The sequence below is a fragment of the Roseibium sp. RP-7 genome (assembly GCF_053005225.1).
Map to the genome: position 1 here is coordinate 1602895 of NZ_JBRKQA010000002.1, position 15095 is coordinate 1617989.

The window sequence follows — 15095 nt, forward strand, 5'->3', positions numbered from 1 at the left end:
CGCAGTTGCAGGTTTCCATCCGGCATCAGACATCCACCGTCAGGACGATTTTTCCAATATGGCCAGAGCCTTCCATGTGCCGATGGGCTTCCGCGGCCTCGGCCAAGGGGTAGGTGGAATCCATCACGGGTGCGACTTTGCCCGATTCGAGCAGCGGCCAGACCTTCTCTTTCAGGCTTTCGGCAATTGCCGTCTTGAACGCATCGCTGCGTGGACGCAGCGTCGACCCCGTATGGGTCAGGCGCTTGACCATCAGGCGAGAGAAATTGACGTTCTCCGCAATGCCGTTCAGCGTCGCGATCTGGCAGATACGTCCTTCGACCGCTGCGGCTTTCCAGTTCCGTTCAACATAGTCACCACCGACCATGTCCAGGATCACGTCCACCCCTTCGCCGCCCGTGATCTCCAGGATCACCTTTTCGAACTCCGCTTCACGGTAGTTGATGGCGTGGTCCGCGCCGAGCTTTTTCACCGCCTCGGCCTTTTCCGCAGACCCGACGGTAGTGAAGACTTCGGCGCCGAAAGCCTTCGCGAGCTGGATTGCCGTTGTGCCGATACCCGAAGTGCCGCCATGCACCAGGAAGCGCTCTCCGCTTTTCAGGCCGCAGCGATCGAACACATTGGTCCAGACAGTGAAGAAGGTTTCCGGAACGGCTGCGGCCTCCACCATGGAAAGCCCCTTGGGAACCGGCAGGGCATGTCCTTCCGGCACCTTGCAGTAGGTCGCATAGCCGCCGCCAGGGGCGAGCGCCGTTACCTTGTCACCGATCTTGTGCCGACTTGATCCCTCGCCCAGAGCCACCACTTCGCCAGAGACTTCTAGCCCCGGCAGGTCGGACGCGCCCTTCGGCGGCGGATAGGCCCCCTTGCGCTGCAGGACATCCGGCCGGTTGATACCGGCAGCCGCCACCTTGATCAGGATCTCACCTTGTCCCAATTCGGGAATGGACCGCTCTTCAACGCGCAGAACCTCCGGTCCTCCGGGCTCTGAAATGGCAACGGCGGTCATGCGATCCGGCAGATTCTGCATAGAGGCGTTTCCTTTTTGGTTCATTTTGGGACTGGCTAGGCCAACTGTGCCTGGCATATGGTAAATCGAGCGTCTGTCTATTTGCAGGAAAACAGCCCGGCGAGGCAACCCGCCCGGGCTCGGGTTGAATAACGGTCGGAAACGCGGCCGGACCCCGATCTGGGACCGCAGAGGAGGAAACCGATGAACCTGTTTGATGAAGATGTCCCCAAAAAATCACCACTTGGCGCGGTTACCGTAGGGGAAGAACTGTCTCGTCTTTCCGAGGCCGAGCTGCAGGAACGGATCGAAGCCCTGAAGGGTGAAATTAACCGTACCCAGAAGGAGCTTGAGCAACGCGGCACTATTCGCGATGCAGCCAACTCAATTTTCCAGAAGTGACCCTGTAAATTATTACAGAACTTGAGTTTATGTCCTTTTTTGACACGCACTTACAGTAAAGCTGATAGGTAAAAATTTACTCGTTTACCTCTTATTAATCTTTCTAAAATATAAACATAGCTATCCAGTCATCTGGATGTGAGTGGCTCCTGTCCACTCTGTTTGACGCCTCCCTGTTAAAGACTCAGAGCCGCAACCAAGCGGCTCTTTTTTTTGCCAACGCCTCATAGTATCTTGTCAATGTTCTGGTTAATGGCCGTTTACTTGTCCGTTTGGCACGCGCTTTGCTGGATACAGGCCATGAAGACCTGCATCGTTCCAAAAAGGAACACCTGAAACGGGATGTCATATCCCGGGACAGACCAAGAAGAGATGGCAGGATAACCGGAAGAGTAATTGAGGCTTAGCAATCCTATGACGGACGAGATCAAAAAAGCCGGTGACACAGGAAGCGCAGTTCATATCGCGCATCACCTTGCCAGCTCCGACAGCTTCCAGAGCCTGTTTCAGGAAGGCATGTCGCTGGTCGAGGAAACCGCAATGTACCTGGACGGCAACGGCCGCGAAGAAGCCAAGCAGCTTCCGCGTCCTGCCTCCCTCGCCTACGCGACGGAGTCCATGCGTCTGACCACCCGGCTCATGCAGCTGGCCTCCTGGCTGCTGCTGCAGCGTGCGGTCAACGAGGGCGAGATGTCCCGTGAGCAGGCCGGCAGTGAGAAGAACAAGGTTCGCCTCGACAAGCTGTCCACAGCTGCGGGCGGCCCAACCTGGACTGATCTGCCGGAAACGTTGCGCGAGCTGGTCGACCGCTCTTCCCGGCTGCAGGAACGCGTCGTCCACCTCGACAAGATGCTGTACCGCAAGGACGCAGAGCAGGTCGAGGAAGCAACGAACGACAATCCGGTCGCTTCCCAGATCAACAAGCTGCACGCCGCATTCGGCAAGTTCGGCTAAGTCCGATCAACCTCTTTCGAATTCGAAAAGCCGCCGCAAGGCGGCTTTTTGTTTTGGGTGAGCCTGCGCCGGATCCCAGTAAAACCCCGGGGAGCCTCCCGAGTAGCGAAGCGTAGATCCGAAGCCTATACTCAACACCGAATGCCGAAGCGCCAGGGTTTGCTGATGAAGATCAACACGCTCCAGTTTTCTGGCCAAGTCACTTGTCAGGTCTCTGGTCAGCTCTCTGGCCAGCTCTCAGGAAACGGGTAAACCCAGGATCTCGCGGCGCTCGCCCGGGTTGACATTGTATTTGCTGCGCTTCCTGCAGACCTCAAAACACAAAAAACCCGGCCAAAGGCCGGGCTTTTCGTTTGAAACTGTCGTGGCTGAAGCTTAGGAGCCCAGGAAGCCAGCGAACTTGTTCTTGAAGCGGGACACGCGGCCGCCGCGGTCCATCAGCTGACGGTCACCACCGGTCCATGCCGGGTGGGACGTCGGGTCGATGTCGAGCGTCAGGGTGTCGCCTTCCGCACCATAAGTGGAGCGGGTGGTGTATTCGGTGCCATCGGTCATGACGACCTTGATGGTGTGGTAGTCGGGATGAATATCCGCTTTCATGGCCGGTCCTTTCAAGCGCCCTGTGACAACCTTCCGGGAAAGCCGCCAAGCAAACGCAAAACGAAATGAGGGGCCGCCGATCCGGTTGCGGACGCCGCCCTCAGAAACATGAGGCGGGGATATACCCCATGGAAGGAGCCAAGACAAGGGGCAAATTCCGGCAATTTCCAGCTATCTCCGGCAAAGGATTTCAACCCCTCGCCGACGCGGCCCGCTTTCCTCCGGCAAAGCCCTTTTAAAGCTCTTGGCGGCTTTGTCCAAAGTCATTGTCCGCACTGCGGAACATGCTAAGACGGGAAGGAACAACAAGGAGACCCCAGTGGCCGACGCCCCTGCCAACGAAACCCAATCCCCATCCGGAAAGTCCCGCAGATCGCTTCGCCCGCTTACCCGGCTGCTGCCGTATCTCTTCCGGCACAAGACCATGGTTGCAGCGGCAGTCGCAGCCCTGTTCTCGGCCGCCGTCATAACGCTTGTTCTTCCTGCGGCGGTCCGCCGGATGATCGACTTCGGCTTCGGCGCCGATGACCCCGCGCTGGTCAATTCCTATTTCGCCGTGCTGATCGGCGTGGTGTGCGCCCTGGCAACTGCCAGTTCCGTCCGCTATTTCCTGGTCATGTGGATTGGCGAACGGGTCGTCGCCGATGTGCGCTCCGATGTCTTTGCTCATATGACCAGGCTCAGCCCGGTCTTTTACGACAGCGCCAAATCCGGGGAAATCCTCTCCCGTTTGACGGCCGACACCACCCAGATCAAGGCTGCCTTCGGCTCCAGCGCGTCGCTTGCCATGCGCAACCTGATCATGTTCCTGGGCGCTGCCGTGATGATGGTCGTCACCAGTCCACGGCTTTCCGTCATCGTCCTGGCAGCTATCCCGGTCATTCTCATTCCAATCCTCGGCTTCGGGCGCCAGGTGCGCAGAAGGTCCCGCTTTGCCCAGGATACCCTTGCTGAAGCGTCTGCCTATGCAAGCGAGATGTTGGGCTCGGTCCGCACGCTTCAGGCCTTTACCCATGAAAGCCGTAGCGCAGGCCGCTACGCAGATGCCGTCAATGCCGCCTTCCAGGCTGCCCGCCAGGCAATCGTCGCCCGCGCTGCGCTGACCGGCTTTGCCATCATGGTGATCGGGGCCAGCATCGTCGCCGTCCTCTGGATCGGTGCGAGCGACGTCTTCTCCGGCAGGATCACCGGCGGTGAACTCAGCCAGTTCCTGCTCTATTCCATTCTGGCGGCCGGATCCCTGGCTGCCCTCTCCGAGGTCTGGGGCGAACTCTCACAGGCAGCCGGCGCGGCAGAGCGCCTGTCGGAACTTCTGGAAATCCAGCCGGAGATCGCCGCACCTGAAAACCCGGTCAGCCTGCCTGAGACGCCACGCGGCGAGATTGTCTTCCAGGACGTGTCTTTCGCCTATCGCAACGCGGAGAAAATGCCCGTCGTCCGCGACCTCAGCCTCACCATATCACCGGGCGAAACCGTGGCCGTGGTCGGACCTTCCGGCGCAGGCAAGTCGACCCTCTTCAGCCTGCTGATGCGGTTCTACGATCCTGTCTCGGGTGACATCCGCCTCAATGGCGTTGCCCTGCCGGATCTCGACCCGGAAGACCTGCGCCGCCATATCGCACTGGTGCCGCAGGACACGGCTATCTTTGGCGCCAGCATTGCGGAAAACATCGCCTACGGACGGCCGGACGCCAGCCAGGACGAAGTCATCGCCGCCGCGGAAGCAGCGCTTGCGGCCCCCTTCATCGAGAAGATGTCGGACGGCTACGACACCATCGTCGGCGAACGCGGCATTACTCTGTCCGGCGGCCAGCGCCAGCGCATTGCCATTGCCCGTGCCGTCCTGAAACACGCACCCGTGCTGCTGCTGGACGAAGCCACGAGCGCGCTCGATGCGGAAAGCGAAAATCTGGTCCAGCAAGCCCTCGACCGGCTGATGGAGAACCGGACCACACTGGTGATCGCGCACCGGCTGGCGACGGTTCTCAAGGCAGACAGGATCGTGGTGATGGAAAACGGCCGGATTGTCGAAACCGGGACACACGGCGAACTGACCGCAGCCGGTGGCCTTTATGCCAAACTGGCGAGGCTCCAGTTTGGTGCCGAGCTGGACGCGGAAACCGCATAGCCCGTCAAACGTGAAAAGGGCGGCATGATTGCCGCCCTTCTTGGCTGATGAATGCCGATGTCAAATCACGCGTCGTCGGGAACCGCGACCGTGTAGTTGAGCGGCATGCGGCCACCGTCGGCGAAGATCGTCTGACCGGTGACGTAGCTGGCATCGCTGGACGCCAGGAACGCGGCGACGCTGGCGATTTCGGACGGTTCGCCAACGCGCAGCATCGGCGTCCGCGACAGGATGCGGTTCTTCGCCGCCGGATCGCTGTTCACCGACGCCAGCATCTCGGTCATGATCGAGCCCGGCCCGATGGCGTTGACGCGGATACCGTACTGGGCAAGCGACAGGGCGGTCGTCTTGGTCAGCTGCGACATGCCACCCTTGGAAACGCAGTAGGGGATCTGGTTCGGGATCGCGAGCACCGAGTTGACCGACGACATGTTGACGATGCAGCCCGGCTCGCCACCGTTCTGAACCTTTTCCACCATGTGGCGGGCAACGGCCTGCGAGCACAGGAAAGCGCCCTTCAGGTTGATCGACAGGACGCGCTCGAAATCCTCTTCTTCCAGGTCGAGGAAATCCGCGCCGACCACGATGCCGGCGTTGTTGACCAGCACATCGATGTCGCCATAGGCGTTCAGCGTTTCGGCAACCAGATTGCGAACGTCCAGACGTTCAGCGACGTTGCAATGGATGTACATTGCCTCGCCCTGCGATTTCAGATCTTCAGCCGCGGCTTCACCGGCTTCGTCATCCACATCGGCAATCACGACCTTCGCGCCATCGGCGACAAAGCGCTTGGCGACTGCAAATCCGATCCCACGGGCTGCCCCGGTAATGATGGCGACCTTATTCTCCAAAGACACGGAAACCTCACGGCTGCTTGAGTTTAATTCTGATGCGCAAATAGCGCGGGCCGCTTCGCGGCGGCCCGACATTAAGTGTCAAAAACGGCTGTGTCGATGGCTGTTATCGCCCTCCAGCTACGTCACCTGGTCAATTCAGACGGAAATCCCGTGTGTTTTGAGCGCTTCGGTAATCTCGTCCAGGATTGCCGGATCATCGATCGTGGCCGGCATTTTCCAGCTTTCTCCGTCGGCAATCTGGCGCATGGTGCCTCGAAGGATCTTGCCGGAACGCGTTTTCGGCAACCGGTCGACGGTGATCGCGATCTTGAACGCCGCCACCGGGCCGATCTTGTCGCGCACCAGCTTGATAAGCTCCTTCTCGATCTCGTCGTGGGTCCGGTCGACACCGGCTTTCAGAACAACGAACCCGCAAGGCAGCTGGCCTTTCAGTTTGTCTGCAATGCCGATGACGGCACATTCGGCAACATCGGGATGCGTGGCCAGCACCTCTTCCATGCCGCCGGTCGACAGTCGGTGGCCGGCAACGTTGATGATGTCGTCGGTCCGCGCCATGATCGACAGATACCCGTCATCATCAATGATCCCGGCATCCGCGGTCTTGTAGTACCCGGGGAACTCGGCGAGATAGGCATCGAAGAATCGCTTGTCCGCATTCCACAAAGTCGGCAATGAACCCGGCGGCAACGGCAGTTGCACCACGATGTTGCCAAGTGTATTGGCGCCCAGCGGATGGCCGGCATCGTCCAGCACCTGGACGTCGTAGCCGGGCATCGGCACGGTGGGAGACCCCGGCTTGACCGGCAACTGACCGAGACCAACCGGATTGCCGACGATGCACCAGCCGGTTTCCGTCTGCCACCAGTGGTCGATCACCGGCACCTGCAATTGATCGATGGCCCAGTTAACCGTTTCAGGGTCCGCACGCTCCCCCGCCAGAAACAGGGACCGGAACTGGGACAGATCATATTTCTGGATCAGCTCGCCTTTCGGGTCTTCCTTGCGAATCGCCCTGAAGGCAGTCGGCGCCGTGAACAGAGATACGATGTTGTGGTCGGAAATAACCCGCCAGAACGTTCCCGCATCCGGCGTCCCCACAGGCTTGCCCTCGAACACGATCGTGGTGCAGCCGTGCAATAGCGGCGCGTAGCAGATGTAGGAATGGCCAACCACCCAGCCGACGTCTGATGCCGCCCAGAAAACTTCCCCCGGCTGAATGTCGTAAAGGTTCTGCATCGACCATTTCAGCGCCACCATGTGGCCGCCGTTATCGCGAACGACACCCTTCGGCTGACCGGTCGTGCCGGAAGTGTAGAGAATATAGAGCGGGTCGGTTGCCTTCACCGGAACCGGCGCGATCCTGCGCCCGGCCGCGACAGCATCTGCCTGAAGAGCACCGAGATCGTGGTCCCTGCCCGCTTTCAGGTCCGCCGTCAGTTCCTCGCGCTGGAAGACGAGGCAGCTGTCCGGCTTGTGCCTGGCAATGTCGATGGCCTGATCGATCAGGGGCTTGTAGGCAATGACGCGGCCCGGCTCGATGCCGCAGGATGCTGCGATGATTGCCTTCGGGGTCGCATCATCGATTCGCGTTGCCAGTTCGTTGGCGGCGAATCCGCCGAAGACGACGGAATGAATGACACCAAGACGCGCGCAAGCCAGCATCGCCATCACGGCCTGGGGGATCATCGGCATGTAGATGATGGCCCGGTCGCCCTTGACGAGGCCCTGGTCGGCCAGCACGCAGGCCATGGCCTCCACCTCTTCCAGAAGCTCCGCATAGGTGTAGCTTGCTGTCCGTCCGGTAATCGGGCTGTCGTAGATAAGTGCCGGCTGGCCGGGACGACCGCGCTCCACGTGCCTGTCCAGGCAGTTGTAGCAGGTGTTGCACTCCCAATCCGGATACCAGCGGCCATATTGCCCCTGATCGGGATCGAACACCTTGTCGCCCGTCGAGACCCAGTCGATTTCCTCAGCGGCCTCTTTCCAGAACCCGAGCGGATCCTGTTTCCAGCCCTGGTAGATCTCGTGATACCGGCTTGCCATGACAATGTCCTCCCAAACACAAGCCCGGAGACACAGCTCCGGCTTTTGCGGCCTAGAGTGCTGTAAGGGCACCCGAAATTGCAAGCCTCCGCTTATAGGCAATTCGGCCTTCGGGACTTTACGTAAGCACTCTGGCATGATTGTCTGCCGGGCCTGTCCGTTCTACTCCTCGCGTTTCTCAGCACATGATCCCAATTACTGATCCCTGGTTCTATGCGGCCGCCATTCCGTCGGTCTTTCTGGTCGGCCTGTCCAAGGGCGGGTTCGGCGGTACCTTCGCCATGCTTGGAGTGCCGATCATGGCGCTCGTCATTTCACCGCTGCAGGCCGCCGGCATCATGTTGCCGATCCTGATCGTGATGGACATTGTCGCGCTGATTGCCTATCGCGGCCGTGCTGACTGGAAAACCCTCAGCATTCTGCTGCCCGCGGCCGTGATGGGCATTGGCATCGGCTGGGCCACGGCCGCCTATGTCAACGACTCCTTCGTCATCTTCCTGATCGGCATAATGTCCCTGGCCTTCGTCGCCGATTATCTCTTCAAGCAGCGCAAGATCACCACCGCAAGCGGTCACAATCTGCCGAAGGGCACGTTCTGGGGCATGATGGCAGGCTTCACCAGCTTCATCAGCCACACCGGCGGCCCCCCCTTTCAGATGTACATGCTGCCGCTGCGCATGGCGCCCATGCTGTTCGCCGGAACGGCGGTCATCTTTTTCGCCACCGTGAACGCGATCAAGCTGGTGCCCTATTTCCTGCTGGGACAATTCGACGCCACCAACCTGTCGACTTCCGTCACGCTGTTTCCAGTTGCGCTGGTGGCAACTCTTGTCGGCGTCTGGCTGGTGCGCATCGTCAAGGCGGAAATGTTCTACGCCATCATCTATATCTTCATGGGCGTGATCGGCGCCAAGCTGACTTATGACGGAATTGTCGGCCTTCTTGCCTGACATGGCGCGCGGGGTGGATCGTCTAAGGGGATACCCCCGCCAATGACCAATTGCACGGCAAACCGTTTCCGGTTTTGATACGGCCAAAATCAACCGGTCACCGTGCCTTCCCCCCATGTGGCGGAGGGCACCAGATTGGTCTCAAGACGTTTTTGGCATCCCGTTCCCATCTGCTGGCGGGATGCTTCAGGGAGGATGGTCATGGATGCCAGCGTCAACCCCTTCGCCCGGGGTCTCGACAAGAACACCGCCAATTATGCACCGCTCAGTCCGCTGAGCTTCCTGGCAAGAGCGGCGGATGTATTTCCGGACACGGTTGCGATCGTCCATGGCCGTCAGCGGACCGACTACCGGACCTTTTACCGGCGGGCGCGCCAGCTTGGATCCGCATTGACGCGGCTCGGAATCGGCAAGAACGATACGGTCAGCGTCATGCTGTCCAACGTGCCGCCGATGCTGGAAGCCCACTACGGGGTACCGATGGCCGGTGCGGTTCTGCATTCCATGAACACACGCCTCGATGCTGCTATCATTGCCTTCCAGCTCGACCATGCCGATTGCAAGGTGCTGATCACCGATCGTGAATATGCGCCGGTCGTCAAGGAAGCCCTGTCGATTGCGACGGTGACACCTACCGTGATCGACTTTTCCGACACCGAATTTCCGCAGGAAGGCGAACGTCTCGGCAGCCTCGACTATGAGGAATTCGTGCAATCGGGCGACCCGGACTTTGCCTGGTCGCTTCCGGATGACGAATGGGATGCGATCGCGCTCAACTACACCTCCGGCACCACGGGCAATCCGAAGGGCGTGGTCTACCACCACCGCGGCGCCTATCTGCTGGCCCAGGCGAATGTGATTACCGCTTCCATGGCCAAGCACCCGGTCTACCTCTGGACCCTGCCGATGTTCCACTGCAACGGCTGGTGCTTTCCCTGGTCCCTGTCGCTTGTCGCCGGAACCCATGTCTGTCTGCGCTGGGTCCGCCCGCAAACCATGTGGGACCTGATTGCCGATGAAGGCGTCACCCACCTGTGCGGCGCGCCGATCATCATGTCGACGCTCCTCAACGCAGCACCCGAGCACAAGCGCGATCTAGACCGCGAAGTGGAATTCTTCACAGCCGCCGCCCCGCCGCCGGAAAGCGTGCTCGCAGCCATGAAGACCGCCGGTTTCAACGTCACCCATCTCTACGGACTTACGGAAGTCTACGGCCCGGCGGTCGTCAACGACTGGAAGGTCGAATGGAACGACCTGCCGCTTGCCGAACAGGCACAGAAAAAGGCACGCCAGGGCGTACGCTATGTCGCTCTGGAAGGTCTGACGGTGCTCGACCCGGAAACGCTGGAGCCGGTGCCCGCCGATGGCGAGACCCTTGGCGAGGTCATGTTCCGCGGCAATGTCGTAATGAAGGGCTATTTGAAAAACCCGGAAGCGACCGAGAAGGCCTTCAAGGGCGGCTGGTTCCATTCCGGAGACCTCGGCGTCCTGCACCCCGACGGCTATGTCCAGCTGAAGGACCGGTCCAAGGACATCATCATCTCCGGCGGCGAGAACATCTCCTCCATCGAAGTGGAAGAAGTGCTCTACAAGCACGCCGACGTGCAGGCCGCGGCTGTGGTGGCGAAACCGGACGAAAAATGGGGCGAAACCCCTTGTGCCTTTGTCGAGCTGAAGGACGGTTCAACGGTTAGCGAGGCCGACCTGATTGCCTTCTGCAGGCAGCACCTTGCCAGCTTCAAGGCTCCGAAGACTGTTGTCTTCTGCGAATTGCCCAAGACCTCGACAGGCAAAATCCAGAAATTCGCCCTGCGCGAGCAGGCAAAGGCGCTCTAGCGGCTGAAAACAAAAACGCCGCGCAATGCGCGGCGTTCAATCTCAGTGGAACTGCCCTCTAATGGAGCGTTTCCTTTTCCCGTATTCGCGTAATCTCATCCTTGATCTTGAGCTTTTGACGCTTCATGTCAGCCAATTGCAGGGAGTCTGTACTCGGATGTAACTGAGCGTCTTCAATCTTGCGTTCCATTTCCGCGTGACGGCGCTCAAGTTCTGCGAGATGCGACTGCATTGACATGGATAACCTCCTGTCTGTTGGCTCAACATTTTCATCGTGCCACAGGAATTCCGGCGTTGTCGATTGTTCTTTGCGCATAGCTTGAGCGTTTCGCCGTCAAATTATGCATTCTCGCTGCTATCCTTAGGAAACCCTGAAGAACCGGCCCCAATTAAGACACTTAAAACTCACGAAAATTACCCTTGAAAGATTTGCCAGTTCACAAGTTTTCAACATACGAAATCGTGACCTGCACCCCGGTTCGCGTGACGAAAGCAAGGGACTTTTGAAAACCGGCCACCGGCTGGCCTAAGATGATATCTTGCCCGTCATCGGCAAAATGGATTAGGACTTATCTCCTGTTTGGGGGACATAGATGGCGCAGATGGATAGTGATGCGTTGCGTTTGCAACTGGCGCAGCTTCGCCAGGAACACAGAGATCTTGATGCGGCCGTCGAGGCACTCGCCTCAACTTCGAACCAAGATGCCTTGCAGCTGCAGCGGCTGAAGAAGAAGAAACTGATGATCAAGGACCGGATCACGGCACTTGAGGATCAGCTGTTCCCGGACATCATCGCCTGAGCTTGCCTGCCACCGGGTTTCCCGCATCGGCACCCTGCACCCCGAATGTGAATTTCCGACACGAAATCTGCCGATTCGCGCTTGCGATGCGCGGCGCGCTGCCTATACTCCGCGGCTCTTCTGAGCCCGCCGGAAACTGGAGCATTTTATGGCCAAAGCGGATGTCGCCATCATCATGGGAAGTCAGTCGGACTGGCCGACAATGAAACACGCCGCCGACACGCTGGACCAGCTCGGCGTCAGCTACGAGGCACGCATCGTCTCCGCCCACCGCACGCCGGACCGGATGTACGACTTCGCCAAGAGCGCAAAGGCCGAAGGCTTCAAGATCATCATCGCAGGCGCAGGCGGTGCAGCCCATCTTCCAGGCATGACCGCGGCCCTGACGCCGCTGCCCGTCTTCGGTGTTCCGGTCGAAAGCAAGGCGCTTTCCGGCGAGGACAGTCTCCTGTCCATCGTGCAGATGCCCGCCGGCATTCCGGTCGGCACGCTTGCCATCGGCAAGGCAGGTGCCACCAACGCCGCCCTGCTGGCCGCTGCCGTCCTGGCCCTGCATGATCCGGCAATCGACGCCGCCCTCACCGCCTTCCGCGCCGAGCGCACTGCCGCCGTCGCCGAAACGCCATCCAACGACTGAAATAGCCCGACGCGGGTAGGATCCATACCATGAACGCCAAAACCCGTTTGAGCCCAGGCGACACCATCGGCATCCTTGGTGGAGGCCAGCTCGGCCGGATGCTGGCACAATCGGCCGCCAGCCTTGGTCTGAAGACACATATTTTCTGCCCGGATCCGAACAGTCCCGCTTTTGACGTCAGCGCCACCTTCACGGTTGCGCCCTATGAGGACATCGACGCGCTCGACCGCTTCGCCTCTTCCGTCGACGCCGTCACCTATGAATTCGAAAACGTGCCGGGTCCGACCGCTGCCCATCTCGACGCCAAGGTTCCGGTGCGCCCCGGTGTACGCGCGCTGGAGGTTTCCCAGGATCGACTGTTCGAAAAGCAGTTTCTCTCCGGTGCCGGTGTTGCCATTGCCGACTTCGCCGACATTGCCTCGCAGCAGGATCTCGATGAAGCCGTCGCGCGTTTTGGCGGCAAGGGCGTACTGAAGACCCGCCGCTTCGGCTATGACGGCAAAGGGCAGCAGATGATCCGCAAGCCCGAGGATGCCGACGGCGCCTTCGAAAAACTCGGCGCGGTACCGATGGTGCTCGAGGCGCTTATCCCCTTCGAGTGTGAAGTCTCAGTGATTGTCGCACGCGACCTGGACGGCGGCATTGCCTGCTACGACGTTGCCCGGAACCACCACGAAAACCACATCCTGAAGACCTCGACCGTTCCGGCCGGCGTCTCGCAGGCAACGCTGGACGCAGCCCGTGCGATGGCCGGGAAGATTGTTGCCGGTCTGGATTATGTCGGTGTCATGGGCGTTGAAATGTTCCTGGTGCGCGAGGCAGCAGGCGAAAGGCTGCTGGTCAACGAGATTGCGCCGCGCGTTCACAATTCCGGCCACTGGACGCAGGACGCCTGCCTGACGTCCCAGTTCGACCAGCACATTCGCGCTGTCGCCGGCTGGCCTCTTGGCTCTGCCGAGCGGCATTCGGATGCTGTCATGGAAAATCTCATCGGTTTCGACGCCGACAGCTGGCACGAGGTTCTCAAGGAACCCGCTGCCCGTCTGCATCTTTACGGCAAGTCCGAAACCCGCGAAGGCCGCAAGATGGGCCACGTCAACCGGATCTCGGAAAAGTCCTGAACAGGACCATCTGAAAAGGATTGAAAAAGCCCCGGACACGAGCCGGGGCTTTCTGGTTTTGACGCCGATACGTTGCCAAAACGGAGCTGGCTCAGCCGGGCACGAGACCCAGCTTCTCCCGCCGGGCAAAGCGCAGGTTCGCCAGCACCGCGACGGAGGCAAGGCCACCCGCCAGGCCGCACCAGACACCGACCCCGCCCCATTCGGCCACGAAACCAAGTCCAAGCGACAGGCTGATGCCGACGACCCAGTATCCAAACAGGGCATAGAAAAGCGGTATCGTGGTGTCGCCCAGGCCGCGCAGGTTATTGACGCCGATAATCTGGCCGCCATCGGCAAGCTGGAACAGTGCTGCGACCGTCAGGAACGAGACGCCATAGGCCATCACTTCCCTGGCTTCAGGGTCGCTGAGGTCGAGATATGCACCCACCAGCTGCTCCGGGATCGTCCAGAAGAGAATGGCAAATAGGCCCATGAACAGCATGGTCACGACCAGCGCGGTCCAGCCGGCGCGGCCAACCCCTTTGTGGTCGTCCCGTCCGGAAGCAAGGCTGACGCGGGTCATGGCGGCCACGGACAGACCGACAGGCACCATGAAGGTGATGGATGCGATCTGCAGGGCGATGCCGTGACCGGCGAGCGGCAGCGTGCCCAACCAGCCGATCATCACCGACGAGGCTGTAAACAGGGAGCCCTCTGCAATGATGGTCAGTGCAATCGGCGTTCCCAGTCGGACGATCTGGAAGAAGACAGGCCAGTCCGACCGCCAGATACGGCCAAGAATGTTGTAGCGCCGAAGCCTGGGGTGCAGCACGGCATACGCCAGCAGGAACAGGAATGTCGTTGTCGCACTGATGACCGAGGCAATCCCCGCCCCAACCAGTTCCAGACGCGGGAAACCGAGTTCGCCGAAAATCAGCACATAATCCAGGAACGCATTCGCGATGGCACCGGCAATCGTCGCCCAGAGCACCACCTGCGTCCGCTCCATTACTGTCAGGAAGCCGCGCACGGCCATGATCAGCAGAGCCGGCAACATGGTCCATTGCAGATAGACCATGTAGACCCCCGCGAGCCTGGCCAGTTCCGGCTCCTGCCCCAGCATCAGCAGGATAGGCTCGATGAAGATCAGGATGCCCCAGACCGGGATGCAGAACAGGACGGAAATCCAGAAGCCCATGCGCACGGCCCGGCGCAGGTCGCGCAGCTTTTTCTGGCCGCGGGCACGAGCGGCAAGCGGAATCACCGCCTGCAGCACACCCATCCCGAAAAACCAGACCAGCATGTAGAAATTGAAGGCCAGCACGGAGGCAGCAAGCTCCTGCGCGCCGAGACGTCCGATCATCAGAACGTCCGTGGTATTGATGGCCATCTGGGCCAACTGGGCCCCGGCAAGCGGCAACCCCAGAGAAAGGGTAGGCCGTATGTCGCTCCGCCAAAGGGACTGGCTCTTGTCCGAATCGGGAGCCCTTGACGCGTTCTGCGCCATTGTTTCCTCCAACAATGTGGGCAAGGTCACGCCTTCTTGCACGAGGCTCTTCTGACCGGGGTGAGACATCCACCTCTAGTCGTGATACTGTCCGGTGTCCACACTTGTTCTACGGGTTGGGGACACGCTCCGGCGCAGGTGCCGGAATCCGATTTTGGCGGGTTTCTTTGCGAATGCCTGTGGACACATAGGGTTTGCTCTGGTATTAAGCGCGCCAAAGTGAGCGACGCGTCAGCGGCGATAAGGTCTCTGTACACAAGTGGATGCTT

General features: G+C 60.0%; 14 protein-coding genes. 8 read left to right on the forward strand and 6 right to left on the reverse strand.

What is annotated here, in order from left to right; all coding sequences use genetic code 11:
• Positions 1-25: 25 nt before the first annotated feature.
• Complete coding sequence (locus ACVDG9_RS21970; protein WP_447238965.1) at positions 26-1030, reverse strand: NAD(P)H-quinone oxidoreductase; 1005 nt, start codon at positions 1028-1030, stop codon at positions 26-28.
• 183 nt (positions 1031-1213) lie between these two features.
• On the opposite strand from ACVDG9_RS21970, the gene ACVDG9_RS21975 reads away from it, so the two are divergent.
• Both ACVDG9_RS21975 and rcdA read left to right on the forward strand, forming a co-directional pair.
• Complete coding sequence (locus ACVDG9_RS21975; RefSeq protein ID WP_023003488.1) at positions 1214-1411, forward strand: DUF1192 domain-containing protein; 198 nt, start codon at positions 1214-1216, stop codon at positions 1409-1411.
• Between the two features lie 414 nt (positions 1412-1825).
• The gene (gene rcdA / locus ACVDG9_RS21980; protein ID WP_367021901.1) at positions 1826-2365 is read left to right on the forward strand and encodes a protease adaptor protein RcdA; all 540 of its coding nucleotides are present in this window, start codon (positions 1826-1828) and stop codon (positions 2363-2365) included.
• Between the two features lie 375 nt (positions 2366-2740).
• On the opposite strand, the gene rpmE is transcribed toward rcdA, so the two are convergent.
• Positions 2741-2965, reverse strand: a complete 225-nt coding sequence (gene rpmE / locus ACVDG9_RS21985; RefSeq protein WP_006932159.1) for a 50S ribosomal protein L31 — start codon at positions 2963-2965, stop codon at positions 2741-2743.
• A gap of 319 nt (positions 2966-3284) precedes the next feature.
• On the opposite strand from rpmE, the gene ACVDG9_RS21990 reads away from it, so the two are divergent.
• Positions 3285-5093 carry an ABC transporter transmembrane domain-containing protein gene (locus ACVDG9_RS21990; protein WP_447238966.1) on the forward strand — a complete coding sequence of 603 codons (1809 nt, stop codon included), beginning with the start codon at positions 3285-3287 and terminating at the stop codon, positions 5091-5093.
• A gap of 65 nt (positions 5094-5158) precedes the next feature.
• On the opposite strand, the gene ACVDG9_RS21995 is transcribed toward ACVDG9_RS21990, so the two are convergent.
• On the reverse strand, positions 5159-5950 hold the full coding sequence (locus ACVDG9_RS21995; RefSeq protein ID WP_055661189.1) for an SDR family NAD(P)-dependent oxidoreductase: 792 nt from the start codon (positions 5948-5950) through the stop codon (positions 5159-5161).
• A gap of 135 nt (positions 5951-6085) precedes the next feature.
• Positions 6086-7993 (reverse strand): propionyl-CoA synthetase, encoded by a 1908-nt coding sequence (locus ACVDG9_RS22000; RefSeq protein ID WP_447238967.1) that lies wholly within the window; start codon positions 7991-7993, stop codon positions 6086-6088.
• A gap of 185 nt (positions 7994-8178) precedes the next feature.
• Here ACVDG9_RS22000 and ACVDG9_RS22005 point away from each other — a divergent pair, with 185 nt between their 5' ends.
• Positions 8179-8943, forward strand: coding sequence for a sulfite exporter TauE/SafE family protein (locus ACVDG9_RS22005; RefSeq protein ID WP_023003494.1), 765 nt, complete (start codon positions 8179-8181; stop codon positions 8941-8943).
• 195 nt (positions 8944-9138) lie between these two features.
• Entirely contained in the window at positions 9139-10779 is a 1641-nt protein-coding gene (locus ACVDG9_RS22010) for an acyl-CoA synthetase (RefSeq protein ID WP_416384117.1), read from the forward strand.
• A 58-nt stretch (positions 10780-10837) separates the two neighbouring features.
• Here ACVDG9_RS22010 and ACVDG9_RS22015 read toward each other — a convergent pair whose 3' ends face one another.
• On the reverse strand, positions 10838-11017 hold the full coding sequence (locus ACVDG9_RS22015) for a YdcH family protein (RefSeq protein ID WP_031270536.1): 180 nt from the start codon (positions 11015-11017) through the stop codon (positions 10838-10840).
• Positions 11018-11372: 355 nt separating this feature from the next.
• On the opposite strand from ACVDG9_RS22015, the gene ACVDG9_RS22020 reads away from it, so the two are divergent.
• From ACVDG9_RS22020 to ACVDG9_RS22030, 3 genes are all read left to right on the forward strand, one after another.
• Positions 11373-11579, forward strand: a complete 207-nt coding sequence (locus tag ACVDG9_RS22020) for a YdcH family protein (RefSeq protein ID WP_023003497.1) — start codon at positions 11373-11375, stop codon at positions 11577-11579.
• Between the two features lie 148 nt (positions 11580-11727).
• Positions 11728-12216: a 5-(carboxyamino)imidazole ribonucleotide mutase gene (gene purE, locus ACVDG9_RS22025; protein ID WP_055661187.1), complete on the forward strand. Its 489-nt coding sequence runs from the start codon at positions 11728-11730 to the stop codon at positions 12214-12216.
• Between the two features lie 29 nt (positions 12217-12245).
• Positions 12246-13337 carry a 5-(carboxyamino)imidazole ribonucleotide synthase gene (locus ACVDG9_RS22030; protein WP_447238968.1) on the forward strand — a complete coding sequence of 364 codons (1092 nt, stop codon included), beginning with the start codon at positions 12246-12248 and terminating at the stop codon, positions 13335-13337.
• Between the two features lie 91 nt (positions 13338-13428).
• On the opposite strand, the gene ACVDG9_RS22035 is transcribed toward ACVDG9_RS22030, so the two are convergent.
• The gene (locus ACVDG9_RS22035) at positions 13429-14826 is read right to left on the reverse strand and encodes an MATE family efflux transporter (protein ID WP_031270537.1); all 1398 of its coding nucleotides are present in this window, start codon (positions 14824-14826) and stop codon (positions 13429-13431) included.
• Positions 14827-15095: the final 269 nt, after the last annotated feature.

Bases quoted from the DNA above. Each gene is read 5' to 3' on its own strand.
- purE (WP_055661187.1), top strand. From the start codon at position 11,728: ATGGCCAAAGCGGATGTCGCCATCATCATGGGAAGTCAGTCGGACTGG.
- ACVDG9_RS22035 (WP_031270537.1), bottom strand. From the start codon at position 14,826: ATGGCGCAGAACGCGTCAAGGGCTCCCGATTCGGACAAGAGCCAGTCC.
- rpmE (WP_006932159.1), bottom strand. From the start codon at position 2,965: ATGAAAGCGGATATTCATCCCGACTACCACACCATCAAGGTCGTCATG.
- ACVDG9_RS22020 (WP_023003497.1), top strand. From the start codon at position 11,373: ATGGCGCAGATGGATAGTGATGCGTTGCGTTTGCAACTGGCGCAGCTT.
- ACVDG9_RS22005 (WP_023003494.1), top strand. From the start codon at position 8,179: ATGATCCCAATTACTGATCCCTGGTTCTATGCGGCCGCCATTCCGTCG.
- ACVDG9_RS21975 (WP_023003488.1), top strand. From the start codon at position 1,214: ATGAACCTGTTTGATGAAGATGTCCCCAAAAAATCACCACTTGGCGCG.
- ACVDG9_RS22010 (WP_416384117.1), top strand. From the start codon at position 9,139: ATGGTCATGGATGCCAGCGTCAACCCCTTCGCCCGGGGTCTCGACAAG.
- ACVDG9_RS22015 (WP_031270536.1), bottom strand. From the start codon at position 11,017: ATGTCAATGCAGTCGCATCTCGCAGAACTTGAGCGCCGTCACGCGGAA.
- rcdA (WP_367021901.1), top strand. From the start codon at position 1,826: ATGACGGACGAGATCAAAAAAGCCGGTGACACAGGAAGCGCAGTTCAT.
- ACVDG9_RS22000 (WP_447238967.1), bottom strand. From the start codon at position 7,993: ATGGCAAGCCGGTATCACGAGATCTACCAGGGCTGGAAACAGGATCCG.
- ACVDG9_RS22030 (WP_447238968.1), top strand. From the start codon at position 12,246: ATGAACGCCAAAACCCGTTTGAGCCCAGGCGACACCATCGGCATCCTT.
- ACVDG9_RS21970 (WP_447238965.1), bottom strand. From the start codon at position 1,030: ATGCAGAATCTGCCGGATCGCATGACCGCCGTTGCCATTTCAGAGCCC.